Source organism: Burkholderia sp. 22088 (assembly GCF_052045915.1).
Classification (GTDB): Bacteria; Pseudomonadota; Gammaproteobacteria; order Burkholderiales; family Burkholderiaceae; genus Burkholderia; species Burkholderia cepacia.
In genome coordinates this window covers 241,253-265,360 of record NZ_JBQEPY010000002.1, presented here as the reverse complement: position 1 = coordinate 265,360, position 24,108 = coordinate 241,253, and the positions used below count along the sequence as shown (strand labels likewise).

General features: G+C 67.8%; 22 protein-coding genes. 13 read left to right on the top strand and 9 right to left on the bottom strand.

Annotated elements, in window-relative coordinates; translation table 11 throughout:
* Positions 1 to 3 precede the first annotated feature (3 nt).
* The gene (gene motA, locus ACTJLD_RS04300) at positions 4 to 873 is read right to left on the bottom strand and encodes a flagellar motor stator protein MotA (RefSeq protein ID WP_048024585.1); all 870 of its coding nucleotides are present in this window, start codon (positions 871 to 873) and stop codon (positions 4 to 6) included.
* Between the two features lie 505 nt (positions 874 to 1,378).
* Here motA and ACTJLD_RS04295 point away from each other — a divergent pair.
* Positions 1,379 to 2,263, top strand: a complete 885-nt coding sequence (locus tag ACTJLD_RS04295; protein ID WP_060318803.1) for a patatin-like phospholipase family protein — start codon at positions 1,379 to 1,381, stop codon at positions 2,261 to 2,263.
* 141 nt (positions 2,264 to 2,404) lie between these two features.
* On the opposite strand, the gene ACTJLD_RS04290 is transcribed toward ACTJLD_RS04295, so the two are convergent.
* From ACTJLD_RS04290 to ACTJLD_RS04280, 3 genes are all read right to left on the bottom strand, one after another.
* Positions 2,405 to 3,886, bottom strand: coding sequence for an aldehyde dehydrogenase family protein (locus ACTJLD_RS04290; RefSeq protein ID WP_440658099.1), 1,482 nt, complete (start codon positions 3,884 to 3,886; stop codon positions 2,405 to 2,407).
* 28 nt (positions 3,887 to 3,914) lie between these two features.
* The gene (gene speB, locus ACTJLD_RS04285; protein ID WP_048024584.1) at positions 3,915 to 4,865 is read right to left on the bottom strand and encodes an agmatinase; all 951 of its coding nucleotides are present in this window, start codon (positions 4,863 to 4,865) and stop codon (positions 3,915 to 3,917) included.
* 170 nt (positions 4,866 to 5,035) lie between these two features.
* Positions 5,036 to 5,935 (bottom strand): helix-turn-helix transcriptional regulator, encoded by a 900-nt coding sequence (locus ACTJLD_RS04280; protein WP_321839531.1) that lies wholly within the window; start codon positions 5,933 to 5,935, stop codon positions 5,036 to 5,038.
* A 198-nt stretch (positions 5,936 to 6,133) separates the two neighbouring features.
* On the opposite strand from ACTJLD_RS04280, the gene ACTJLD_RS04275 reads away from it, so the two are divergent.
* The 4 genes from ACTJLD_RS04275 (at position 6,134) to ACTJLD_RS04260 (ending at position 10,348) form a co-directional block, all read left to right on the top strand.
* On the top strand, positions 6,134 to 6,478 hold the full coding sequence (locus tag ACTJLD_RS04275) for a cupin domain-containing protein (protein ID WP_027789860.1): 345 nt from the start codon (positions 6,134 to 6,136) through the stop codon (positions 6,476 to 6,478).
* 84 nt (positions 6,479 to 6,562) lie between these two features.
* Entirely contained in the window at positions 6,563 to 8,020 is a 1,458-nt protein-coding gene (locus ACTJLD_RS04270; protein WP_081073686.1) for an NAD(P)/FAD-dependent oxidoreductase, read from the top strand.
* Between the two features lie 87 nt (positions 8,021 to 8,107).
* On the top strand, positions 8,108 to 9,298 hold the full coding sequence (locus ACTJLD_RS04265) for an MFS transporter (protein ID WP_119336295.1): 1,191 nt from the start codon (positions 8,108 to 8,110) through the stop codon (positions 9,296 to 9,298).
* A 129-nt stretch (positions 9,299 to 9,427) separates the two neighbouring features.
* A complete protein-coding gene (locus ACTJLD_RS04260; protein ID WP_042975417.1) occupies positions 9,428 to 10,348 on the top strand; it encodes a LysR family transcriptional regulator in 921 nt (306 codons plus the stop codon).
* Between the two features lie 15 nt (positions 10,349 to 10,363).
* On the opposite strand, the gene ACTJLD_RS04255 is transcribed toward ACTJLD_RS04260, so the two are convergent.
* Positions 10,364 to 11,194 carry a helix-turn-helix transcriptional regulator gene (locus tag ACTJLD_RS04255; RefSeq protein WP_060085742.1) on the bottom strand — a complete coding sequence of 277 codons (831 nt, stop codon included), beginning with the start codon at positions 11,192 to 11,194 and terminating at the stop codon, positions 10,364 to 10,366.
* 238 nt (positions 11,195 to 11,432) lie between these two features.
* On the opposite strand from ACTJLD_RS04255, the gene ACTJLD_RS04250 reads away from it, so the two are divergent.
* The 4 genes from ACTJLD_RS04250 to ACTJLD_RS04235 all read left to right on the top strand — a co-directional run bounded on the left by ACTJLD_RS04250 (position 11,433) and on the right by ACTJLD_RS04235 (position 17,411).
* The gene (locus ACTJLD_RS04250; protein WP_119336294.1) at positions 11,433 to 13,157 is read left to right on the top strand and encodes an amidohydrolase; all 1,725 of its coding nucleotides are present in this window, start codon (positions 11,433 to 11,435) and stop codon (positions 13,155 to 13,157) included.
* 213 nt (positions 13,158 to 13,370) lie between these two features.
* The gene (locus ACTJLD_RS04245) at positions 13,371 to 14,486 is read left to right on the top strand and encodes a polyamine ABC transporter substrate-binding protein (protein WP_440658094.1); all 1,116 of its coding nucleotides are present in this window, start codon (positions 13,371 to 13,373) and stop codon (positions 14,484 to 14,486) included.
* Between the two features lie 97 nt (positions 14,487 to 14,583).
* Positions 14,584 to 16,218, top strand: coding sequence for a DUF3138 family protein (locus ACTJLD_RS04240; protein ID WP_440658092.1), 1,635 nt, complete (start codon positions 14,584 to 14,586; stop codon positions 16,216 to 16,218).
* Positions 16,219 to 16,334: 116 nt separating this feature from the next.
* Positions 16,335 to 17,411 (top strand): C45 family autoproteolytic acyltransferase/hydolase, encoded by a 1,077-nt coding sequence (locus tag ACTJLD_RS04235; RefSeq protein WP_440658090.1) that lies wholly within the window; start codon positions 16,335 to 16,337, stop codon positions 17,409 to 17,411.
* Between the two features lie 57 nt (positions 17,412 to 17,468).
* Here the strand turns inward: ACTJLD_RS04235 and ACTJLD_RS04230 are convergent, their stop codons facing one another.
* Positions 17,469 to 18,854, bottom strand: a complete 1,386-nt coding sequence (locus ACTJLD_RS04230) for an MFS transporter (protein WP_440658089.1) — start codon at positions 18,852 to 18,854, stop codon at positions 17,469 to 17,471.
* Positions 18,855 to 19,036: 182 nt separating this feature from the next.
* Positions 19,037 to 19,897, bottom strand: a complete 861-nt coding sequence (locus ACTJLD_RS04225) for an XAC2610-related protein (protein ID WP_440658087.1) — start codon at positions 19,895 to 19,897, stop codon at positions 19,037 to 19,039.
* A gap of 26 nt (positions 19,898 to 19,923) precedes the next feature.
* Here ACTJLD_RS04225 and ACTJLD_RS04220 point away from each other — a divergent pair, with 26 nt between their 5' ends.
* Entirely contained in the window at positions 19,924 to 20,670 is a 747-nt protein-coding gene (locus tag ACTJLD_RS04220; protein WP_260438204.1) for a YbhB/YbcL family Raf kinase inhibitor-like protein, read from the top strand.
* Here the strand turns inward: ACTJLD_RS04220 and ACTJLD_RS04215 are convergent.
* Positions 20,667 to 21,035 (bottom strand): hypothetical protein, encoded by a 369-nt coding sequence (locus ACTJLD_RS04215; protein ID WP_059692720.1) that lies wholly within the window; start codon positions 21,033 to 21,035, stop codon positions 20,667 to 20,669. The two genes, ACTJLD_RS04220 and ACTJLD_RS04215, sit on opposite strands and share 4 nt — an antisense overlap.
* Before the next feature lie 30 nt (positions 21,036 to 21,065).
* Complete coding sequence (locus ACTJLD_RS04210) at positions 21,066 to 21,458, bottom strand: winged helix-turn-helix transcriptional regulator (RefSeq protein ID WP_334001824.1); 393 nt, start codon at positions 21,456 to 21,458, stop codon at positions 21,066 to 21,068.
* A 136-nt stretch (positions 21,459 to 21,594) separates the two neighbouring features.
* Between ACTJLD_RS04210 and gstA the strand changes: the two genes are divergently transcribed.
* The 3 genes from gstA (at position 21,595) to ACTJLD_RS04195 (ending at position 24,099) form a co-directional block, all read left to right on the top strand.
* Positions 21,595 to 22,227: a glutathione transferase GstA gene (gene gstA / locus ACTJLD_RS04205; RefSeq protein ID WP_440658084.1), complete on the top strand. Its 633-nt coding sequence runs from the start codon at positions 21,595 to 21,597 to the stop codon at positions 22,225 to 22,227.
* A 102-nt stretch (positions 22,228 to 22,329) separates the two neighbouring features.
* Entirely contained in the window at positions 22,330 to 22,713 is a 384-nt protein-coding gene (locus ACTJLD_RS04200; RefSeq protein ID WP_060171637.1) for a hypothetical protein, read from the top strand.
* A 93-nt stretch (positions 22,714 to 22,806) separates the two neighbouring features.
* Positions 22,807 to 24,099 (top strand): TolC family protein, encoded by a 1,293-nt coding sequence (locus tag ACTJLD_RS04195; protein ID WP_440658082.1) that lies wholly within the window; start codon positions 22,807 to 22,809, stop codon positions 24,097 to 24,099.
* Positions 24,100 to 24,108: the final 9 nt, after the last annotated feature.

Sequence of the window (24,108 nt, the reverse complement as noted above, 5' to 3'; positions counted from 1 at the left end):
CCGTTATGCGGGCCTGGGCGACTTCGTCGCGCGGACGGCCTCGTCGAGCTCCTTGAAGCTCGGGCGATCGGCCGTGAACAGCACCTTGCGGCCGAATTCCACCGCCACCGCCGGCGCGTAGCCGCTCATCGACGCGAGCAGCACGGCCTTCACGCACTGGAACGGCTTGGCCGCGGCGCGGCCCTTCGCATTGAGCAGATCCGCGAGCGGGCCGACGAAGCCGTACGCGAGCAGGATGCCGAGGAACGTGCCGACGAGCGCGCCGGCGATCATCTTGCCGAGCACGGCGGGCGGCGCGCCGACCGAGCCCATCGTATGCACGACACCCATCACCGCCGCGACGATGCCGAACGCCGGCAGGCCGTCCGCCATCTTCTGGATCGCATTGGCCGCGACGGACGCCTCCGCATGGTGCGTATGCAGTTCTTCGTCCATCAGGTCCTGCATCTCCAGCGCGTTCACGTTGCCGCCCGACATCATCCGCAGATAATCGACGATGAAGTCGAGCAGGTGATGGTCTTCGAGCACGTGCGAATACTTCTGGAACAGCGGGCTTTGTTCGGGTGCGTCGACGTCGGCTTCGAGCGCCATCATGCCGTCCTTGCGCGCCTTCTGCAGCAGCTCGTACAGCAGCGCGATCAGTTCGACGTACTGCTGTTTCGTATAGCCGCCGCCCTTGAAACAGGTCGGCAGGCTCTTGATCGTCTTCTTCAGCGTCGCGACCGGATTGCTGACGACGAACGCACCCAGCGCGGCGCCGAAAATGCACAGCAGTTCGAACGGTTGCAGCAAGGCCGGCAAATGGCCGCCCACGCCGACAAAACTGCCGATCACCGATCCGATCACGACGATCCACCCGATGGCTACAAACATGATTACCTCTTGCGCGACTCGCGCTGCCGCATCTGTTGTCGAAAAGCGGGCGGGACGTCCGGCCATCCCGCTCCATGCCCGCGACGGCGCCGGATCGTTGCGTGTCGAATGCGATTCCGGCGGCCGTCCCGATGTATCGCAACGCGATGCCGGTCGGCGGGTGTTGATGCAATAACGGCGGTCGCCGGGGCGACTGAACCCGTGATTCCACGTAGCGCGCACGATTCACGCGTGGCACACGTTTGCGAGCGGCGGTATGCGCGATTTGCTTGATCGAAGTCAAAAATTGCGCGCCTTCGCGTGAATTTCCGTATGGATGCGGCCGGGAAACACGGCGGCGAATGACACACCCATCGCCATGGAAGGCTTCGCGCGGAATGCCGGGGAACGCGGCGCATCGCCGGCCGGGTTCGCACGCCGGCAGGGTTTTCATCAGGACATCCGGGGCGCCGCACGATCCATCATGGAGAAAGCACCGTCGCAGCCAACCGCAGGAGGGCGCACCGTGACGTCCGATCCCACTTCCTCGACCGCCTTCGTGTTCGCCGGCGGCGGCAGTCTCGGCGCGATCGAGGTCGGCATGCTCCGCGAGCTGGTCGCGAGCGGCGAACGGCCCGATTGCGTCGTCGGCGCGTCGGCGGGCGCGATCAACGCCGCCTATTTCGCCGGCCGGCCCGATGCGGACGGCGTCGCGATGCTCGCCGCGCTGTGGTGCCGGATCCGCCGCCAGGACATCATGCCGTTCTCGATGCGCAGCCTCGTCGCGATGCTGCTGCGCAACCGGCCGCATCTGGTCGAGGCCGATGCGCTGCGCCTGCTGCTGGAAAGGAACCTGCCGTACCGGCGGATCGAGCAGGCCGCGTTGCCGCTCCACATCGTCGCGACCGACGTGCTGAACGGCCAGGAAGTCGTGCTGTCCGCCGGCCCGGTCGTGGATGCCGTGCAGGCCAGTGCGGCGATTCCCGGCGTGTTTCCGTCGGTCAGCATCGGCGGCGTGGAACTCGTCGACGGCGGCGTCGCGAACAATACGCCGATCTCCGTCGCGGTCGCGCTCGGCGTCAAGCGGATCGTCGTGCTGCCAGCCGGGTTCGCGTGCGCGTTGCGCGTACCGCCGCGCAGCGCGATCGCGCATGCGACGCACGCGCTGACGCTCGTGATCGCGCGGCAACTGGTGCGCGATCTGGAGTTGTACGGGGCACGCGCGCAAATCCACGTCGTGCCGCCGCTCTGTCCGCTCGACGTGTCGTCATACGATTACTCGCAGTGTGCGCAGCTGATCGACAAGGCCGCGGAACGCACGCGTGCGTGGATCGACGCGGGCGGGCTCGCGCAGTGCGCGATTCCCGGCCAGCTTCGCGAGCACGACCATGCCGCCGTGCTGTCGCACTGAGGGTTGCTCACGCGCCGTGAAAACTCATGACCGGCGCACGCCGAACACCCTGGCGCTCTCCCCGAAAATCCCCGAAGAACCCAAAAAAAGCGGCACCGCGCAGAGACACGGTGCCGCCAACGGCCTGAACGGCCGCACTGGTCAGTCGATCGCGCGCATCGCGTGGCGCAGTTCCTGATAGCTGCGCAGCCCCGCGACGCCGAGTTCGCGGCCGATTCCGCTGAGCCCGAACCCGCCCCAGCACACGTGCGGATAGATCAGCTGCGGTGCGTTGATCCACACGAGCCCCGCGCGCACACGCTGCTGGAACTGCTTCGCGATACCGGCATCGCGCGTCACGACGGTCGCGACGAGCCCGTAGCGCGTGTCGTTCGCGAGCGCAATCGCTTCGTCGTCGGTGCGGAACGATTTCACGCACGCGACGGGGCCGAACACTTCGTCGGTCCACAGCGGGTTGTCGGCGGCGGGCTCGGCGATCACGACGGGCGCCATGAAGAAGCCCGCACCGCCGGCATCCGTCACCCGGCCGCTGAAGGCGACGCGTGCGCCCGCCTCGATGCCGTGCTGGAGCATCGCTTCGACGCGCGAGCGCTGCGCGGCCGAGATCAGCGGCCCCATCGCGACCTGTTCCGCGGCGGGCGGCGCGACGACGAGCGCACGCACGGCCGTCTCGAACGCGGCCATGAAGCTGCGGTACACGCTGTCGTGCACGAGGATGCGCGCGGTGGCCGAGCACATCTGGCCCGCGTTCGTGAACGCGCCCGCAACCGCGAGCGACACCGCGACGTCGAGATCGGCGTCGTCGCGCACGATCAGCGACGACTTGCCGCCGAGTTCGAGCGTCACGCGCTTCATGTCGACGGCCGCGGCCTGCATGACCTTGCGGCCGGCCGCCGTGCTGCCGGTAAACGAAATCTTGTCGATCAGCGGATGCGCGGTCAGCGCCGCGCCGACCTCGGCGCCGCCGTTCACGACGTTGACGACGCCGGCCGGCAGCCCCGCCTGCTCGACGATCTCAAGCAGCGCGTGCTCGGTCGGCGACGTGAGTTCGGACGGCTTCAGCACGACCGCGCAGCCCGCCGCGAGCGCGGGCGCGAGCTTCCACGCGGTCGTGACCATCGGGAAGTTCCATGGCATGACGAGCGCCGCGACGCCGACCGCGTCGTAAAAGCGTTCGGCCGTGACGGCGTCGCTCGGCAGCGCGACCGGTTCGGCCGCGAACAGCGCCGGGTCTTCGCACAGCGTCGCGTAGTACGCGAACGTGGCGGCGACGTCGCCGACATCGGCCTCGGCCTCGAACGGCGGCTTGCCGCTCACCTGCATCTGCAGCGCCGCCAGGCGGTCGCGCGATGCCTCGACGCGCTCGGCGATCGTCGCGAGCATCCGGCCGCGTTCGGCCGGCGGCGTGTCGCGCCAGCCGGCGAATGCGTCGCGCGCGGCACGCACCGCGGCGTCGACGTGCGCGACCGTCGCGAATTCCTGCCAGCCGATCGCGTCGCCGGTCGACGCGTTGAAGATCGGCGCGCCCGCCTTGTCGGAATGCGTGTGCACGGACTGCCCGGCGATGCGCGCGGCGGGCAGCACGAACGTCGCGGCGGAAGGGGAAAGCTCGGCGGTAGACATGAGGTTCATCCTGTCGAGGTCGGTCGGGTTAGCGGTAGGCGACGCCCGGCATCACGCAGAGCATCTCGAACGCGAGGTTCGCGCCGGTGAGCGCGGTGGTGCCGGTCGGATCGTACGGCGGCGCGACTTCGACGAGATCCGCGCCGACGATGTTCAGGCCCTTCATGCCGCGGATGATTTCCAGGCCCTGCTGCACGGTGAGGCCGCCGATTTCCGGCGTGCCGGTGCCGGGCGCGAACGACGGGTCGAGGCCGTCGATGTCGAAGCTGAGATACACCGGCGTGTCGCCGACGCGTTCGCGCACCTGCGCCATCAGCGGCGCGAGCGACTTGTTCCAGCATTCCTCCGCCTGCACGACGGTGAAGCCCTGCTGGCGGCACCAGTCGAAATCGTCCGCGTGGTAGCCGGTACCGCGCAGGCCGATCTGCGTGACCTTGTCGCATTGCAGCAGCCCGTCCTCCACCGCGCGGCGGAACGGCGTGCCGTGCGCGATCTTCTCGCCGAACATCGTGTCGTTCACGTCCGCGTGCGCGTCGACGTGGACGACGGCGACCTTGCCGTACTTCTTGTGCAGCGCGCGCAGGATCGGCCACGCGATCGTGTGATCGCCGCCGAGCGTGATCGGCCGGCAGCCGTTCGCGACGATCTCGTCGTATGCCTCTTCGATGCGGCGCACCGAGTCCTTCAGGTCGTACGGGTTGGTCGCGACGTCGCCGATGTCGGCCACCTGCAGCGAATCGAACGGTGCGGCGCGGGTGGCCATGTTGTACGGGCGCAGCAGCACGGATTCGGTGCGGATCTGGCGCGGGCCGAAGCGCGAGCCCGAGCGGTTCGACGTGCCGAGGTCGAGCGGCACGCCGACGAAGCACACGTCGAGGCCGTCGGTCGTCTCGGCTTGCGGCAGGCGCATCATCGTGGCGATGCCGCCGAAGCGCGGCATCTCGTTGCCGCCCATCGGTTGATTGAGTTCGCGGGGCATGGGGCCGTCTCCTTTATCTGAGGTAAAGCGATCGGCCGATGGTAGAGGAGAACGCCCGCGCGAAGATTTTGAAGTCGCAACGTTTACATCGACGGGGCTCGATGCAAGTGGCGCCGCCGCATCGACGCGGCGCAACCGAACGCGGCCGCGCGGGGCCAGGTCAGGCCGGATCAGGTCGGATCAGGTCGGCGCGAGAGGGCCGGCGGCGCGGCGCCGTCGTGCGGGCCGGCGGAAGGGAACGCGGTGGTCGCCGAACCCCATGCGGCGAGTTCGCGCTTCGTGCGCACGCCGAGCTTCGCGAACGCGCGCTTCACGTACGACTCGGCCGACGCAACGCGCACGCCGAGGATCTCCGCCGTTTCCGGCACGGTCTTGCCGGAAAGCAGGTGCTTGCAGGTTTCGTATTCGCGCTTCGACAGCTTCACGCCGTCGGCCGCGAGGCGCGCGTCGAACTGCGCGAGCGGGTGGACTTCGGGCGTCGGGTGCGCAATGCGCCGCGCGGCCGTGGTCGACGCGTGCAGTTCGAGCAGCGGGAACAGCACGTCGCTGATGCTGCGAAAGCGGTTCATTTCGGCGAGCGTGAACGGCGGCCGGTCGCGGCCGCGCTCCAGCGCGATCGAATGCTGCGAATAACGCGTGCCGCGTGCGAGCACGCATTCGTGGCCGATCTGCACGTCGTCGAACAGCCGCTGGCGGAATTCGCCGGGCGGGATCGCCGCGATGTCGCGCACGACGAGCATCGTGCCCGTCTTGCCGCGCAGCCCCGCGAACAGCGGGTCGCTGTCGAGAAAACGCTCGTAGTAGAGCGTCATCACGTCGGAGACGTCGGCGCTCGCCGCGCCGATGCCGCTGCTGCCGATCCATTCGCATCGGTAGCCGGTGGGCATCGAGCCGTCGACGCGCGAGCGTTCGACGTGCGCGACGTCGAGCGGCACCACTTCATTGAGCAGTTGCGTGAGGCGCGGCACGAAGTGCGGCGTGCCGACCGTCTCGATCAGCTCGCCCAGCGCCTTGAACGACACGTTGAAGCGGTCGTTGTCGCGGTGGAAGGGGTTCACGTTGAGCAGCATGCGGTTCCCCGGTGAAAAGCCGGCGGATTGTAGCGTCGGCCACGCAAAACGTCATTAGGGGGAAATCCCGGCAGGTGTCCTGGCGACCTGCCCGGCCCCGGAAAACACCGCTTGTCCCCCCCGGAGGGGGGCATACCGGGGCAGTGTAAATGAGTAACTTTGTCTCTGCTTTTTTCAATCAAGAGACGAAAGATTCTGATGACCAAACTGATCAAGGACATCCTGCCGCTCGGCGCAGGCATCGGCGAATTCACGAAGCTCGACTTCGGGATGGACGAAAGCGACTGGCGCGCGGCGGAAGGCAAGAGCGGCAACTACCTCATCGGCTGGTGGGAAGGCAAGGTCGGCTCGGTGGAGTTTCCGGAAACCGCGGCCGACGAAGCGGTGTGGCTCGTCGAGGGCCGGATCGCGCTGACCGACGTCGAAGGCAACCGCAAGGAATTCACGCCGGGCCAGGGCTACCTGCTGCCGGCCGGCTTCGCGGGCCGCTGGGAGACGATCGAGGACGCGAAGAAGTTCTACGTGCTGCTCGAGAAGTCGTGATGGCCGAAGCCGCCGCCGTGGTGTCGTCGTCCGTGTGACGCGCGCCCGGCGGCGGTTTCGTTTCCGCGTGTGATGGCAGGGATCATGGAAATGGAAGTCAAGGCAAGAGAGACTGCACCGGCGCAGGCGCACGCATTGCGTGGCGCGCCGGTCGCATTGGGCGTCGAGGCGGCGCTCGCGAATACGAAGCTGTTCCCGTACTGGCTCGACAACCCGGCCGCGCCGGCCACCGAGCCGGAACTCGTCGGCGACGTGAGCGCCGACCTGCTGATCGTCGGCGGCGGCTTCACCGGGCTGTGGTCGGCCGTGCAGGCGAAGGAACAGATGCCGCACCTGAACGTGGTGCTGATCGAGGCCGGCAAGGTCGCGCACGGCGCATCGGGCCGCGCGGGCGGGATCATCTCGACGTCGGTGATGCACGGGCTGCCGAATGCAGTGCGCGTGTTCCCGAACGACATCGCGCAGCTCGAGGCGTTCGGCCATCACAACCTCGACGGCTTCGAGGAAACGCTGAAGCGCTACGACATCGACGCCGATATCGAGTGGAACGGCGAGATGACGGTCGCGGTCGATCCCGAGCACATCGCGCACCTGAAGGGCGATTACGACCTGCATCGCGAGTACGGCCACAACGTCGTGCTGCTGAACCGCGACGAAACGCTCGAACAACTGAATTCACCGCTGTTCGCGGGCGCGCTGTGGTCGCGTAACCGCAGCGGCATCGTGCATCCGGCGAAGCTCGCGTGGGGGCTGAAGCGCGCGGCGCTGTCGCTCGGCGTGAAGCTGTACGAGCACACGCCGCTCGTGACCGTGACCGATGAGGGCAGTACCGTGTTCGTGAAGACGCCGAAGGGCAGCGTGCGCGCGCCGCGCGTCGTGTTCGGCAGCGGCACCGCGAAGGTCGGGATTCCCGACATCAACCGCCGCGTGATGCAGGTGCGCGACCACGTGCTCGCCACCGAGCCGCTCACCGACGAACAGCTCGCGCGGATCGGCTGGAAGAATCGCCAGGGCGTGTACGACACGCGCACGCAGCTCAACTATTTCCGCCTGACGAAGAACAACAACATCATCTTCGGCGGCCTGGTGAGCTATCACTTCGACGGCGATCCGGAACCGCATCAGGACGGCCAGCGCGAGACGTATTACCGGCTCGCGGAAGCGTTCTACCGCACCTTCCCGCAATTGAGCGACGTGCGCTTCTCGCATGCGTGGGGCGGCCCGATCGACTATTGCTCGCGCGGCTCGGTGTTCGCGAAGCGCTATCTCGGCGACAAGGCCGTGTTCGTCGCCGGCTATACGGGTTTCGGCGTCGCGGCGAGCCGGTTCGGCGCGTTCATGGGGCTGAACATCCTGTTCGATCGCGACAGCCCCGAGCGCAAGCTCGACATCGCGAACCAGAGCCCGAGCTACATCCCGCCCGAGCCGATGCGCTGGGTCGCCGCGAAGATCACGTTCCATGCATTCGACGGCGCGGATGCGGAAGGCGGCTGGAAACGCGCGTGGATCAGCGGCATCAAGGCGATGGGCTTCCCGATGTAAGCGACACGGCGGCCCGGGCCGGGCCGCCGCCATACCCGACTCCCTCGAGGAGACGGTCCGCGCCGCGGACACGGAGAGAGACACCGAATGAACGTAGTGAACCTGCAGGACGAAGCGCGACAGGAAAGCGCGCGGTTCGTCGTCGTGATGCTGCTGCTCGGCATCCTCGGGCCGACGGTCTTCCTCGGCCTGCCCGCGATCGTCGGGCAGGTCGAACGCCATTGGGGCTTCGGCGAAGCGGCGCTCGGGCTGTCGAGCTTCATCGAGGTGCTCGGCGAATCGACGGGCACGCTGCTCGTCGCGTTCGTGCTCGGCCGCCAGCCGGTGCGGTGGGTGCTCGCGGGCGCGGTGACGCTCGCGGCCGGCGCGAACCTCGGCACGCTCGCGACGCACGGGCTCGTCGCGTATTCCGCGTTGCAGTTCATCGCGGGCGTCGGCTCGGGCGGGCTGAACGGGATCGCGCTGCGCTACCTGTCGTACTCGCGCGCGCCGGAACGCAATCTCGGGATCATGCTGATGGGGCAGGTGACGTGGAGCATGGTGCTGCTGGCCTACATCTTCCCGATGCTGAGCGACGCATGGGGCGCGCACGGCGTGTTCGGTTTCGTCGCATGCGTGCTCGGCGTATTCGTGCTCGCGACGCCGCTGTTTCGCCGGGGCGAGACGCTGGCCGCCCCGGCACCGGCCGGCGTCGCCGGCCGCATCGACCGCCGGGGCGCGATGCTCGTGCTGTGCGCGCAGCTCGCGCTGTACGGCGGTGTCGGCGTCGTGTGGACCTTCCTCGAGAAGATCGGCACCGCGGCGGGCCTGAGCGGCAGGTCGGTGTCGCTCGTGCTCGGCATCGCGAACATCGCGAGCCTCGTGATCTGCGCGGCGATGCCGAAGCTCGGCGCGGGCGCGGGCCTGCGCCGCTGGGCGCTCGTCAACCTCGGCGGCTGCGCGGTCGCGGCCGTGCTGCTCGCGATGCCGGCATCGGCCATGACGTTCACGCTCGGCGCGGTCGTGTTCATCGGCTGCTGGACCGGCGGCGCGCTGCTGATCTACGCGACGATTCCGCAGTACGACCTGGTCGGCAAGTCGGCCGCGCTGTCGCCGGGCTGCGTCGCGCTCGGCTACGGCGTCGGCTCGGTCGCGGGCGGCTCGCTGATCGAGCGCGCAGGCACGCAGTCGGCGCTGATCGCGGCGATCGTGCTGTGCGCGGTGGCGTTCCTGTGCTACCGGCGGCTGCGGCCGGCCGTGTTCGGCATGGAACGCGCGCTCGCGGTGGCACCTGAATGACGGTTTCGACGCGCGCCGTTGCCGATGGCGGCGCGCGTCCGGTCCGGTTCATCGGCGAAGGCGGCGGGCGTGGCGCGCGATGCGCGTCGTGCCGGCCGGGCAACGCGCACACGCGCAGCGGCTTCAAGCATGTTCTCGAATACTTCCGATCTCGATCTCCGGCTCATCCGGGTCTTTCTGGCCGTCGTCGACGCACGCGGCATCACGGCCGCCGAGGCGTCGCTCGGCGTGCGGCAGTCGACCATCAGCACGCAACTGTCGGCGCTCGAAGCGCGCGTCGGCTTCAAGCTCTGCGATCGCGGGCGCGGCGGCTTTCGCCTGACGTCGAAGGGCGAACGCTTCGCGGCCACCGCGCGCACGCTCGTCGCGGCGACCTCCGAATTCGTCGCGCGCGTGCGCGACATCGACCGCAAGCTGGTCGGCACGTTGTCGATCGGCCTGATCGGCCAGGCGCCGCTCGTCGAGAACGCGCGCGTGGCCGATGCGATCGGCGCATTCCGCAAGCGCGACCAGGCCGTCACGTTCGCGATGAAGGTCGCGTCGCCGCAGGAACTCGAGGAAAGCCTCGTCAACAACCAGCTCGATCTCGCGATCGGGTATTTCTGGCATCGCGTGCCCGGGCTGCTCTACACGCCGCTGTTCACCGAGCAGCAGGTGATCTACTGCGGGCGCGGGCATCCGCTGTTCCATGCGTCGCGGCCCGTGACGGCGGACGACCTGCAACTGCACGACTGGGTGTGGCGCACCTATCCGGTGCCGGAGGAGCAGTATCCGCTGCCCGAGCGGCGCGTGACCGCGAGCGCGGACAGCATCGAGGCCGCGACGATCCTGATCCTGTCGGGCGGCCATCTCGGCTACCTGCCTGCGCACTACGCGGAGCCGTTCGAGCAGCGCGGGCTCGTGAAGGCCGTCGGCCGCGCAACGTTCAGCTTCGACGTGCCGCTGCATCTCGCGATGAAGCGCAGCACGAGCGACAAGCCGATCGTCGACGCGTTCTGCGAGGACCTGCTGCGCGCCTTCAACATCAAGGCGGCCGCGCTGGCCGCGTAAATCCAGGCCGCGCGTTCAGCAGTCGACGAGTACCCAGTCGAACAGCTCGCGGCGCGTGCGCACGCCGAGCTTCGCGAACGCGCGCTTCACGTACGACTCGGCCGTCGACAGCTTCACGTCGAGCTGCTGCGCGGCCTCGGGCACCGAGCGCCCGCACAGCATCAGCCGGCAGATCTCGTGCTCGCGGCGCGACAGCTGCACGTCCTGCCGTTCGAGGCGCGCATCGAAGCTCGCCTGCGACGCGGCATTCACCGACACTGCCGCCACGCGCCGCGCCGCACAGGTGCGCGCATGCAGCTCGAACATCGGGAACAGCAGGTCGACCATCTGCCGGAAGTGAAACAGCTCGTCCGTGGTGAACGCGGCGCGCCCGACCGTGCGCGCGAGCCCGAGCGCGTATTGCAGGTGCGCGTTGCCGTGCACGAGCAGGCATTCCTGCCCGATGCCGGGCTCGTCGAAGATCCGGCGGCGGAACTCGCCCTGCGCGATGCCGTCGACATGGCGCTGCACGAGCAGCGTGCCGGGTTTGCCGCGCAGCGGCGCGACCAGCGGATCGGCCTGGCAATAGTCCTGGTAGTAGATATCCATCACGCGCAGCGTATCGGCCGCGAAGCGCAGGCTGCCGCTGCCGAGCCATTCGACGACGAAACCCGACGTGCTGCCCGTATCGGCGCGCCAGCGCTCGAGGTGCACGGCGTCGGCGTCGATGCTGTCGTTGACGAACTCCGTGACCGCGCCGACGAAATCCGGCGTGCCGACCGCGCGCAGCGTCGCGCCGAGTGAGTCGGGACGCACGCCGATCAGGTAGTGGCCGCGGGCGGCAGGGTCGGGCTGGAGAAGTCGCATGGTCGGACGAAGGCGGTCGGGGGACAGCGCGACGTTACGCGAACGCCGTGCACGCGTCAGCCGGGAATTCACCGGATCACCCCCACGGATTTCGTGCGTTGTCCCCAAAACGACGACAAGACCGAACGCGCGGCGGCCGGAATTCGCGGAAGCCCCGGCGGCGGGGGGGCATACCGGCGCGAATCGTCTGCCTATAGTGAAAGCACTTCGAAAACCTGATGACCAGAAAGGACAGGCCATGCAGATGCAACCGACGCACGCCGCCACGACGCCGGCGGATTTCGTTCTGACCAACGCGAAGGTCTATACCGTCGATCCGCACAAGCCCTGGGCGCAGGCCGTCGCCGTGCGCGACGGCCGGATCGTCCATGTCGGCGACACGGCGGCCGTGCAGGCGTACGTCGGCGCGCGGACGAAGGTCGTCGACGCGGCCGGCCGGCTCGTGCTGCCGGGCTTCGTCGAATCGCACTGGCACTTCGAGACGACCGCGTTCGCGTTCCAGGCGTTCGTGAACGACGAGGATCCGCAGAAGGTGCTCGGCGCGCTGCGCGCGTATGTCGAATCGCATCCGGACGAGCCGGCGATCACCGGGATGGGCTGGGTGCAGGCGACGATTCCGCCCGCGCTGCTGCGCAAGGAGACGCTCGACGCGATCTGCGCGGATCGCCCCGTGTGCCTGCTGTCGACCGATTTCCATACGATGTGGGTGAACTCGAAGGCGCTGGAGATCGCCGGCATCGACGCGTCGACGCCGCCCGTGCAGGAGGGCGCGAGCTGGTTCGAGAAGGACGCGGCGACCGGCGAGCCGACCGGCCTGATCGTCGACGGCGCCGCGTATTCGTTGCTGATGCAGCGGATCAGCGCGGCCGGCCTGCTGCCGATCGGCATCGACCTGTACCTGAAATCGATCCCGCCGTGGCAGAAGAAGCTGTGCGCGGCCGGCGTGACGACCGTGTTCGACGCGGGCTTCTTCGACGCGAGCGGCGACCAGTCGCTGCTGTACGAGACGCTGCAGACGATGGAGCGCGCGGGCGACCTGAAGCTGCGGGTGGTCGGCAGCGTCGCGGTGATCGGCGAGATCGACGATCCGGTCGGCACGCTTGTCCGGTATCGTGAGCAGTACGATTCGCCGCTCGTGAAGGCGCGCGCATTGAAGCTGTTCCTCGACGGCACCGAGGCGAACCACACCGCGTACCTGCTCGAACCGTACGCGGACCGCCCGGACACCTGCGGTGCGCCGACGATGCCGGCCGACACGTTCAACCGCTACCTGGTCGAGGCCGATCGCGCGAACGCGAACGTGATGGTCCATTGCGTCGGCGACGCGGCCGTGCGGATGGCGCTCGACGGCTTCGACGCGGTCAACCGCACGAACCCGCCGCGCGACCGCCGCCACGTGATCACGCACGCGTTCCTCACGCATCCGGACGACATCCCGCGCTTTCGCCGCGCGGGCGTGATGGCGAACACGCAGCTGCAATGGGGCGTGGTCGACGCGTACACCGAGCAGTTGCGCGACCACTACGGCCACGAGCGCTGGAGCAGCATGTACAAGTTCCGCACGTTCCTCGACGAAGGCGTGACGGTGTCGATCGGCATGGACGGCCTCGCATGCCAGTGCCGCTGCCAGCACAAGCCGCTCGAACACATCGAGTCGGGCCATACGCGCCAGCTCGCGGGCGAGCCCGATGCGCCGGTGTTCCCGGACATCGCCGAGCGCCTGAGCATTCCGCAACTGATCGCCGCGTACACGATCCACGGCGCGTACCAGCTCGGGATGGAGCACGAGGTCGGCTCGCTGACGCCCGGCAAGCGCGCGGATCTCGTCGTGCTCGAGAACGACCTGTTCGAGGTCGGCCAGTACGACATCGGCCGCATCGACGTCGGGCTGACGATGATGGGCGGCCGCATCACGCACGTGGGCGACGATTTCGGCGCGCGCACGGGTATGCAGGCGTCCTGAAGGGGCATCCCGGCTGACGAAGCGGCGACGGAATCTTTCGGAATGCTTTCGTTTTTCGCGGCTCGGCGCATCCGGCCGGAAGCGGATGCGCCGATTGTGCGGCGTGTCCCCCTATTGGCAGGGCAGACCGGCCAATTTCCTCTGGCTACATTTTTCCGGACCGAAGCACACACCGTTCATTGCGAGCGGATCATGATATCGACGGAGGAAACCATGGCAGGGGATTGGAGCAGGCATCTGGGAACGGCATGCGCGGCGCTCGCGCTGGGCGGCGTGCTGTGGGCCGGCGCGCCGGTTGCGCGCGCGGCGGACGTCGTCAACGTGTACAACTGGGGCAACTCGATCGGCAAGGCGACGATCGCGAACTTCGAGAAGGCGACCGGCATCAAGGTCGTCTACCAGGAGTTCGATTCGAACGAGACGTTGCAGGCGAAGCTGCTGTCGGGCACGTCGGGTTACGACGTCGTCGTGCCGTCCGACATCTTCTGGGCGCGGCAGCTGCAGGCCGGCATCTTCCGCAAGATCGACAAGAGCCAGGTGCCGAACTACGGGCTGCTCGATCCGGAAATCCTGAAGGCGCTCGCGAAGGACGATCCGGGCAACCAGTACGGCATTCCGTGGACCTGGGGCACCGACGGGCTCGGGATGAACGTCGAGAAGGTGAAGGCGGCGCTCGGCAACGACGCGCCGCTCGACAGCTGGGCGCTGCTGTTCGACCCGAAGTACGCGCAGAAGCTGAAGCACTGCGGCGTGTCGGTGCTCGATTCGCCGGTCGATGCGTTCGGGATGGCGTTCGTCTACCTGAAGAAAGACCCGAACACGACGAACCCGGCCGACTACCAGGCCGCGTACGAACTGCTGAAGTCGGTGCGCCCGTACATCACGCAGTTCAATTCGAGCAGCTACATCAACGATCTCGCGGGCGGCGACATCTGCCTCGCGCTCGGCTGGTCGGGCGACGTGAACTCCGCGCGGATCGCGGCCGCTTCCGCGAAGAAGCCGTATCACATCAAGTACGTGATCCCGACCGAGGGCAGCGCGATGTGGTTCGACATGATGGCCGTGCCGAAGGATGCACCGCACCCGGACGCCGCGCTGAAGTTCGTCAACTTCGTGCTGTCGGAGAAGGAGAGCGCGAACCTGACCAACGACACGTCGTACCCGTCGGCCGTGCCGTCGTCGAAGCGCCTCGTGCGCGCCGAAGTGACGAGCGATCCGGCCGTGTTCCCGCCCGCCGACGTGATCCGCAAGCTGAGCCTCAGCAAGCCGGTTCCGCCTGAGCTGATGCGTCTGCAGAACCGTCTCTGGACGAAGCTGAAGACCGAGTAAGCCGGCCGCCGCTTCCCCGCTTCCCGCACACCTTTCGCGCGCCCCGCCGCTGATCGCGGCGGGCGGGGGCGCGCTCGTCCCGACGACCACCCAGAACATGAAACTCAAACACATGACGGCGCTGTGCCTGCTCGCGTTCGACGCGGCCACGGCATTCGCGCACACGCCGCAGGCGACCGATGCGAGCAGGATGAAGGCGCTGCAGGCGCAGGTCACCGCGCTGCAGCAGCAGGTGAACGCGCTGCGCGCGAGCATGCTGGCCGCGCAGGCGCCCGGCGCGGCGACGGCCGCCACCGCAGCCACCGCAGCCACCGCAGCCACCGCAGCCACCGCAGCCACCGCAGCCACCGCAACATCGAGCGGCGCAAGGATCGGTTCGATCAACACGGCCGCCGCCGCCGCGCCGGCCGCGGATTCCGCACCGGCGTTCACGAACGACGACCTGCAGCAGATGCGCGAGCAGATCGCGAACGCATCGCTGAAGGTCGACTCGCTGCAGGAAGCCGCGACGACCGGCCCGCTCGCGGGCCTGAGCATCACCGGCTACGTCGATCCCGTGTACCTGTTCAACCGCGCACAGCGCACGTCCGGGTTCCAGTTCCTGAACCACGATCCGGGCGCGTACGACTACTTCAACAGCACGATCGGCGACGTCTACCTCGACATCAAGAAGACCTTCGGCGTCGGCCCGATGGCGCCGTCGGCGGAGGTCGTGATCCAGCCGAACCGCGGCTTCGGCAACGTGTTCAGCAATTCGCACGGCGGCGTCGGCAACAACATCGTCACGCAGGCCGTGGTGACCGTGCCCCTCAGCACGACGCGCACTTTCGAGATCGGGATGATGCCGAGCCTCGCCGGCTACGAGGTGCAGCCGTCGACCCAGATGCTGACGCTCACGCACGGGCTGCTGTACGACTTCAGCGAACCGGGCAACCTGATCGGCGTCGGCCTGAAGGGCTCCAACGCGGCGATGACGCGCTTCTGGCAGGTCGTGATCGGCAACGAGGTGCTGCGCACCGCCGGCGCGATCGCGAACGCGGCGAACAACACGACGAAGACCAACTGGACGCCGACGATCACCGCGCGCTTCGACAACGCGACGTCGACCGCCTTCGACTTCGGCATTTCCGGGATGCTGGGCCGGCAGTCGCTGTTCTCGCCGTGCGCGACGGCGGGCGGTTACGGCTACCAGTGCAACGGCTCGTCGCCGACCGGCCTCTACAAGTACGTGGAAGCCGACGTGACCTATACGCACGACAAGACGCAGGTCAACGCGCAGGTCGACTACGGCGAGCTGCAGAAGGGCGCGTGGAACGGCGGCACCGCACGCTGGTACGGGATGTCGCTGCTCGGCCATACGAAGTGGACGCAGGCATGGGTCGGCCGCATGGGCGCGACGCTGCGCTTCGACTACCTGAACAACACGTCGAACGGCGGCGGCGGCACGAACATCCAGTACGGGCTCGCGGGCGGCAATCCGTCGGTGAACGGGTCGAGCGGCTTCGGCATCGATCCGGCGTGCTTCCAGGGTTCGTCGACGAACGGCACCGAGTGCAAGGGCGCGCAGCGTTACGCGATCACGGCCGACCTGCTGTTCTATCCGACGCAGCAGATCACCGTGAAGCTCGAGTATCGCCACGACGCGGCGAACCATCCGGTGTTCCTGAAGAGCAACGGCACGTACGCGCGCAGCAACGACCTGGCCGGGATGCAGTTCATCTATTCGTTCTGACCGTTCCGACTGGTCTCGCTGTTCCGGCCGGTGCAAATGCCGGCCGACCGGCTGCGCCATGCATCACGTTCCGGGCCGTGCGGGCCCGGCACGCATTCAACCCAGGAGATTTGACCTTGAAGCTGCACACCTTCGTGACCGACATCACCGATCCGCACGAGCGCGGCCGCCTGATCGGCGCGCGTTTCGCCGCCGAGATTCGCGAGACGGTCGCGCTTTACCTCGCGTTCTTCCCGAAGCTCGGCATCGAGCCGCAGCGCGCGCGGGAGATCGGCGAAGCGAGCCTGGCCGCGCTCGGTGCGTGGTGCCCGCGCCTGGCCGCCGAAGTCGAGGCGATCGCCGACGGCGTCGACCTGCCGCGCTGGCAGCTCGCGTGCCTGAACGCACGCACCGAGATTCTCGCGACCGCGCCCGCGTCGGCCGAAGGCGAGTGCTCGACGACCGTCTACGCCCCGGCCGGCCCGCACGCGCCGCGCACGCTGCAGACGTGGGACTGGCACGACAGCCTCGCGCCGCAGGGGCTGCTGATGCGGTTTGCGACGCCGCACGGCCGCACCGTCAAGCTGTTCTCCGAGTTCGGGATGCTCGCGAAGCTCGGCGTGAACAGCGCGGGGCTCGGGCTGCACTTCAACATCCTGCATCACGCGAGCGACAACGACAGCGCCGGTGTGCCCGTGCACGCGATCGCGCGGCGCCTGCTCGAGGATGCGACGACGGTGCAGGAGGCGATCGAGCTCGCCCGGTCCGCACGCGTGAGCGCGTCCACGGTGCTGACCGTGTTCACGCGGCATGACGCGAACCCGCGCGCGGCGAGCATCGAGCTGAGCCCGTCGGGAATCGGCGTGGTGGTGCCGCGTCCGGACGGCTGGCTGCTGCATACGAACCACTTCCTCGATCGCGCGCTGAGCGGCGGCGAGTGCATGTCCGACAGCTCGACTACGCGCGAACGCTTCGCGCACCTGAACGAAGTCGTGAACGGGATGACGAGCGCCGATGTGCGCGAGCGCGCGGCGGCCATGTGCGGTGCGGCCGGCGATCAGGCCGTCGTGTGTTTCCACGCCGATCCGTCGATGCTCGACACCGAGCGCTGGGAGACGCTGCTGACCGTCGGCATCGATACCGACGCGTGCGCACTTGACTACGCGGCGGGCAATCCGCACGATCTCGCGCGCGACGGGTTTCAGCGGTTCTGACGCGGCACGCGGGCGGCGGCAAGGCAGGGCGGCACGCGTGTGCCGCCCTCGCGAGGCTCATGCGTCGATGCGTTCGACCTTGCCGACGAGCAACCCGTATGACAGGCTGCCCGCGAGTGCCATCGCGGCGATATAGGTGATCGCGCGCGAGAAGTCCGCGCCGTTCACGAGCAGCCCGATCACGATCGGCGTCGCGATCGCGGACAGGTTGCCGATCAGGTTGAACACGCCGCCCGTGAGGCCGATCAGCCGCGCGGGCGCGAGCCCCGACACGAGCGACCACGTGATCGACGCGAAGCCGTTGCCGAAGAACGCGATCGTCATGAACGCGATCACCCAGCCGGTCGACGTGACGTAGTTCGCGCCGATGATGCAGGTCGAGATCAGCAGCCCCGAGATGATCGGCAGCTTGCGCGCGAAGCCCTGTGACGCGCCGCGACGCATCAGCCAGTCCGACAGCACGCCCGAACACAGCACGCCGACGAACGCGGCGAGGAACGGCAGCGACGCGAGAAAGCCCGACTTGATGAAGTCCATTCCGCGATACTTGACGAGGTAGGTCGGGAACCACGTGAGGAAGAACCACAGCGTCGAGTTCAGCGCGAACTGGCCGAGATAGATGCCCCACAGCTTGCGCCGGCCGAGCACGACGCCGAGGTCGCGCCACGTCGACGGTGCGCGCCCGGTGCGCGCCGCGATGCGGTCTTCGAGATCGACGAGGCCGCCGCCGTCGCGGATCAGCGCGATCTCGGCCGCGTTGACGCCGCGAAACGCGCGCGGCTCGCGATACACCGCATACCAGATCGCGGCCCATGCGATACCGGCGAGGCCGGTCGCGACGAACACCATGTGCCAGCCCAGATGCACCTGCAGCCACGCGAGCACCGGCGTGAGGAACGCGAGGCCGACGAACTGGCCCGACGTGTAGCCGCCGATCGCGCTCGCGCGCTCGCGGGTCGGGAACCACGTCGTCACCACGCGGTTGTTGATCGGGTAGGCCGGCGCTTCGAGCGCGCCCACCGCGAGACGCAGCACGACCAGCCCGACGAACGAACCGGCGAAGCCGAGCAGCAACGTCGCGGCCGACCACAGCGCGAGCGCGCCGGCATACAGTACGCGCGGCGACACCTTGTCGACGAGCCAGCCGCCAGGCACTTGCATCAGCGCATAGGTCCAGCCGAACGCGGAAAACACGAGGCCCGCGCGCACGGGATCGATGTTCAGTTCCTTGAACAGCGCGGGCGCGGCGATCGACAGGTTGCTGCGGTCGAGATAGTTGATCACGACCGTGATGAACAGCAGCGCGAGGATCAGCAGGCGCTTGCGGCTGGGCGGCGCCGCCTGCGCGGCGGCCGCGCGGGCGGTTGAACCGGATGCGATGCCGGCGTGGGCGGGCAATTGATCCGGCGGGTTCGAGTGGGTGCGTGACGCGGATTGGGCCACGGTTGTCTCCTGTGTTCTGTGCCCGGCCGTCGCCCGCGAGCGGGGCGACCGAATCGAATGGCGTTGGGGCGAACGTTAGAGCCGCGGCGGGAAGCGCGTCAACATTTGGGCAGGTATCCCTATTAATGGGATGTTCTGCGTTCAATATGTGGGAAGGCGTGCCGAATAGTCCGCCGCTTGAATCAGTTGCCCACCGCCTCCTTCGCACTGACCCAGCCCTGCACCGCCCCTGCATGCGGGTTGCGATACCGCACCTTCAGCCACTGGAAATCGGCGCTCGCGTCGATCACCTCCACCGTGTCGCCCGCGACGACATAGCGACGCGTGGGCGCATCGGTCATCGCATCGTGCAGCGGCAGGCGAGCCGGGCGCACCTTGAACGTGACGGTGCCGCCGCCATAGGCGTCGGGGCGGCGCGCGACGCGCTTGCCTTGCGCGTCGTAGGTCAACAGCATCGACGACGGGCCGTTGTCGGTGTCGAGCAGGTCGCGCAGGTCATCCGGTATCGCTTCGCTCGACTGGTACAGGTACATCCTGCCGCTGCCGTCGAAGCGATACGCATCGGTGTACCAGATCGGGCCGCCGCGGCACGAGCTGTACAGCGTGCGCTCCTTCGGCTTCGCCTGCACGTTGACCAGCCCGTCGCAATTGCCGTGCGGCATGTCACTCGCGGGCATCCGCAATGGCTCGAACTGCTGGCGCGCGGCGTCGTACAGGTAGATGCCGTAGCCATCGTTCACCATGCCGAGCGTCGCGTGCATCGCGAGATCGCGGTGGCCGTCGAAGTTGTAGTCGTCCGACGCGAGGTGATAGCGGCCTTCCTCGTCGGCGGCAGTCACGTCGAGCGTCTGCGTCTTGCCGCTCGGCAGGAAGCGCACGGTAATGTGCTCGCTGTCCGCCCGTTCGACGCGGGCCGTGACGGTGTCGTCGACCTTGAACGTGAGCAGCGGTTTGGCCGCCTGCGCGGCGGGCGCGATCGATGCGCAGGCAACGAACAGCATGGAGCCGTGGAGCAGCGAACGGAATCGTGAAGGGCGCGTCATGGTCGGATCAGGCATGAAGGGCGTGAATGAGGATGGAAGCGGCTGGCCCCGACTTCCGTTTGCCGCCAATGTACCGGCATCCGGCGCTTTCCGCGAGCGGGGCCGGCATGGCGGGACGTTGCCGGGTAGTCGCCATACCGGTACGTTTGCTTGCCTTGTTCGGGGCCGGCGCGATTGCAAGAATGTCCGTTCCATTCCTGCTTGCTGGTGAGGTGACGATGACGATGACGATATTCAAGCCCGGTTTCGCCCTTTGCGTTGCGATGCTCGCTGCCGGTACGGCACGGGCGGGCGATTTCTCGATCGAAAGCGCGGAGCTTGCCGGCGGCGCGTTTGGTCGCGCGCAGGTATCCGACAGCTTCGGCTGCCACGGTCAGAACATTTCGCCATCCATACGGTGGAGCGGTGTTCCGGAAGGCACGCAAAGCTACCTGCTGACGATGTTCGATGCCGACGCGCCGACGGGCTCCGGCTTCTGGCACTGGGTCGTCGCCGACATACCGGCGTCGGCGCATGGCATCGCGCCCGGTTCGGGCAATGACGTTGCCGGACTGCCGGCGGGTGCCGTCCCGATGAAGAACGACACCGGCCATGTCGGCTATCTGGGTCCGTGCCCGCCGCAGGGCGACACCCATCGCTACGTCATTACGCTGACCGCGCTCAAGGTGGCGAAGCTGCCGGTCGAACGTGACGCGACGCCTGCGGTCGTCGGCTATACCGCTCACTACCAGGCCCTCGCGAAGGCGACGATGACGGTGCGGTTGAGCCGTTAACCGCGCGTGCTGTCGTCCTGAAACCCGCTTTTCCCCGCGAAGATCTCCTTCAGCGCGGCGCGCAGCGTGACCGGATCGTACTGGCCGGGCGCGAGATGGATCACGTAGCGCGTCTGGCCGTCGAGTCGCGCGGCGATGCCGGGTTCGATCTCGATGTCGATCGTGTCGTCCGTCAGCCTCACCGACAGATCCTTGACGCGCCAGGTGATCTGGTCGCGCACCATCACTTCGATCAGCGTGTCGTCCGGAAAGCGCGACAACGCGAAGCAATAGTCCTGCTCGGCGTCGTGACAGTAGATGTTGGCGAAGCTTTCGTCGTCGTCGAGATCGGACGTCGCCGCGCCGACGGTAGCGTGAAGTTCCATGAACGGGTTCCTGCGTAAGGGGGGTAGGGGTTATCGGTTCGAATGAAGGGCCGTTTCGATCGCTGCCGCCGCGCCGGGCGTCGCGCCGGTGTCGCACGACGCAGCGGCATCGCGCGCCTTCAGCCACAGCCCGAATTCGCGCATGACCTCGACGACGGGCCGCAGCCGGTCGCCGTCGGCGGTCAGGTCGTACTCGACCCGCACCGGCACTTCCGGATAGACGGTGCGCCGCACGAGCCCGGCGTCTTCGAGTGCGCGCAGGTCGAGCGTCAGCATGCGCTGCGAGATGCCGGGCATGTCGCGGCGCAGGTCGCTGAAGCGTCGCGGCCCGTCGAGCAGATACGACACCAGCAGCAGCCGCCAGCGGCCGCCGAGCAGGCGCATCGCTTCTTCAACGGAACATCCGGTCGCACTCGTTTTCATCGTGCTGAATCCTGGTCGGTAAATTTTTTGTGACTACGGCACAAACGACTGCCGTCTTCCCGGCGATGCGCCGATGCGAGATATTAGCGCCCGCGTCGCGGCGAATCGATACATGGACAACCCACGAAGGAAACGCATGAAGCTCTATCACGCTCCCGGAAGCTGTTCGCAGGCCATCTGCATCGTGCTGCGCGAAGGCGGCATCGACGCGGAGGTCATCAAGGTCGACGCACGCAAGCACGTCATTGAAGACGGGCGCAATTACTACGATGTGACCGAACTCGGCTACGTGCCGCTGCTCGAACTCGACGACGGCACGCTGCTGCGCGAAGGCCCGGTGATCGCGCAGTATCTCGCGGATCTGCGCCCGGACGCCGCGCTCGCGCCTGCGTACGGCACGCTCGCGCGCTACCGGCTGATGGAATGGCTTAATTTTCTCGGCACCGAGATCCACAAGGGGTTCATTCCGATGCTGTACGCGGTGCAGGCGGGGAAATACGTCGATCCGGCGAGAACGAAGCTCGACAGCCGCTTTGCATGGATCGACCGCCAGCTCGACGGCAAGGCATTCCTGACCGGCGACACGTTCACCGTTGCCGATGCCTACCTGTTCGCGCTGACCGGCTGGGGCAAGGCCGAATGGATGCGGTCGGTGTACAACGCGGATATCGACCTGACCCGGTACGCGCATCTGCGTGCGTGGTACGAGCGGGTGCGTGCGCGGCCGGCGGTGCGCGCCGTGCTGGAGGCCGACGCGCTGGCGCGGTAGCGCGCGATGGGGGCGATGGGCGCGATGGGCGCGGCTGCGGCGCGTCGTTCCGCCGTATCGATGCGCCGCCACACAGCCAAACCCCGCGCTATAATCGCCCGCATGAAATTCCTCCGGACCGTCATCCTGCTGCTGCTCTGCGCGGTGCTGCCCATCAGCGGGCTGGCAGCCAGCGGCCTGGCCGGGGAATGCCCGATGATGCAGCAGGGCATGTCGATGGACATGGACATGGACGCCGGCATGTCCGCCGACATGCCGGGTTGCGATTCGATGCAGTCGTCGTCCACCGGCAAGGCCCACGCGAAAGCGAAGGGCCTGTCCTGCAAGCTGACGGCGCAATGCCAGTTCGGCAGTCTCTATCATCCGGCCGCTCGCGCCGAAGTCAGTCGTCCCGCTGCATTCGCCAGCATCGTTGCCTTCCATTACGCGCAAATTCTCCCGGTCCGCGACCCGAACGGGTTGTGGCGCCCTCCACGCATCAGCTGATCCCGATCCGATAGGTTCGCCGCATTCGCGGTGAGGTTCGTCCTGTGCGCAGGACGTGGAATCCCCGTGGGGTTCCGCCGTTGGGGTTAAACCATGTCATTCCATCCCGGCACGCCGCTTGCGCGGCGTGCGCGCCGGCGCGCGCCCATGTTTTGGGCGGCGCTGCTGGTTGCGGGCGCGGCTCACGCGCAGCAACCGCCTTTTACGCTGGACGCCGCGCTGCAGTCCGCCACCGATCATTCCGCGTCGATGCAGGCCGCCCAGGCGTCGGTGCGCGCCAGCTCGGAGGCGGCCGTGAAGGCCGGCCAGCTGCCCGACCCGATGCTCAAGGCCGGCATCGACAACCTGCCGGTCAATGGCGGCCAGCGCTTCACCGTCGGCCAGGACTTCATGACGATGCGCCGCATCGGCATCGAGCAGGAGTGGGTGTCCGGCGACAAGCGGCGCCTGCGCTCGGCACTGGCCAACGAGCAGGTCGGACGCGAGCGCGCCGGCTATCTCGCGCAGCTCGCGAGCGTACGCCAGCAAACCGCAACGGCGTGGCTGAATGCCGTCTACGCGAAGCAGGCGCTTGCATTGCAGCAGGCATTGCTCGATCACATGAACCATGAACTCGACGCGACGAAGGCGTCGTATCGCGGCGCGAAGGCGAGTGCGGCCGATGTCGTCCAGGCGCGGGCCATGCTCGCGCAGACGCAGGATCAATGGCTGAAAGCGCGGCAGGTCTACCAGACCGCGCTCATCGCGTTGTCGCGCTGGACCGCCGTGCCGGCGTCGGACGTCACGGGCACGCCGCCTGCGCCGGAATCGTTCGTGTCGTCGTTGCCGCCGGACGAACTGCGCGTAGCGCAGCCGGTGCTGATCACGGCCGCCGACGATATCGCCGTCGCCGAAGCCGATACCGCCGTCGCGAACAGCGAACGCCGCCCGAACTGGACGTGGGAAGTCGCGTACCAGCAGCGCGGCGGCGCGTATTCGAACATGGTGTCCGTCGGCGTCACGATTCCGTTGCCGCTCAATCGCAAGAACCGCCAGAACCGTGATGTCGCCGAGAAGGCCGAACTGGCGACGAAAGCGCGCCTGATGTACGAGGACACGCTGCGCCAGGTGCAGGCCGATATCCGCACGCAGTCCGAAACGCTCGCGAGCGGCCGCGAACGCATCGCGAACCTGAGTATGTCGCTGTTGCCCGCCGCCGATCAGCGCGTGCAGCTGGCCGATGCCGCCTACCGGGCGGGCACGGGTTCACTCGCCGATACGTTCGCCGCGCGGCGCGCGCAACTCGACGCGCAGTTGCAGGTGCTCGATCTCAGGCGCGACGTGTCGCAGACCTGGGCGCAGCTCGAATATCAGGTCGTGCCGTCGACGATGGCCGCCGCGCAGTGAAGGAGAACC

Coding starts and splice junctions, on each gene's coding strand:
- motA (WP_048024585.1), bottom strand. CDS start 873: ATGTTTGTAGCCATCGGGTGGATCGTCGTGATCGGATCGGTGATCGGC.
- ACTJLD_RS04290 (WP_440658099.1), bottom strand. CDS start 3,886: ATGTCTACCGCCGAGCTTTCCCCTTCCGCCGCGACGTTCGTGCTGCCC.
- speB (WP_048024584.1), bottom strand. CDS start 4,865: ATGCCCCGCGAACTCAATCAACCGATGGGCGGCAACGAGATGCCGCGC.
- ACTJLD_RS04280 (WP_321839531.1), bottom strand. CDS start 5,935: ATGCTGCTCAACGTGAACCCCTTCCACCGCGACAACGACCGCTTCAAC.
- ACTJLD_RS04275 (WP_027789860.1), top strand. CDS start 6,134: ATGACCAAACTGATCAAGGACATCCTGCCGCTCGGCGCAGGCATCGGC.
- ACTJLD_RS04270 (WP_081073686.1), top strand. CDS start 6,563: ATGGAAATGGAAGTCAAGGCAAGAGAGACTGCACCGGCGCAGGCGCAC.
- ACTJLD_RS04265 (WP_119336295.1), top strand. CDS start 8,108: ATGAACGTAGTGAACCTGCAGGACGAAGCGCGACAGGAAAGCGCGCGG.
- ACTJLD_RS04260 (WP_042975417.1), top strand. CDS start 9,428: ATGTTCTCGAATACTTCCGATCTCGATCTCCGGCTCATCCGGGTCTTT.
- ACTJLD_RS04255 (WP_060085742.1), bottom strand. CDS start 11,194: ATGCGACTTCTCCAGCCCGACCCTGCCGCCCGCGGCCACTACCTGATC.
- ACTJLD_RS04250 (WP_119336294.1), top strand. CDS start 11,433: ATGCAGATGCAACCGACGCACGCCGCCACGACGCCGGCGGATTTCGTT.
- ACTJLD_RS04245 (WP_440658094.1), top strand. CDS start 13,371: ATGGCAGGGGATTGGAGCAGGCATCTGGGAACGGCATGCGCGGCGCTC.
- ACTJLD_RS04240 (WP_440658092.1), top strand. CDS start 14,584: ATGAAACTCAAACACATGACGGCGCTGTGCCTGCTCGCGTTCGACGCG.
- ACTJLD_RS04225 (WP_440658087.1), bottom strand. CDS start 19,897: ATGACGCGCCCTTCACGATTCCGTTCGCTGCTCCACGGCTCCATGCTG.
- ACTJLD_RS04220 (WP_260438204.1), top strand. CDS start 19,924: ATGAGGATGGAAGCGGCTGGCCCCGACTTCCGTTTGCCGCCAATGTAC.
- ACTJLD_RS04215 (WP_059692720.1), bottom strand. CDS start 21,035: ATGGAACTTCACGCTACCGTCGGCGCGGCGACGTCCGATCTCGACGAC.
- ACTJLD_RS04210 (WP_334001824.1), bottom strand. CDS start 21,458: ATGAAAACGAGTGCGACCGGATGTTCCGTTGAAGAAGCGATGCGCCTG.
- gstA (WP_440658084.1), top strand. CDS start 21,595: ATGAAGCTCTATCACGCTCCCGGAAGCTGTTCGCAGGCCATCTGCATC.
- ACTJLD_RS04200 (WP_060171637.1), top strand. CDS start 22,330: ATGAAATTCCTCCGGACCGTCATCCTGCTGCTGCTCTGCGCGGTGCTG.
- ACTJLD_RS04195 (WP_440658082.1), top strand. CDS start 22,807: ATGTCATTCCATCCCGGCACGCCGCTTGCGCGGCGTGCGCGCCGGCGC.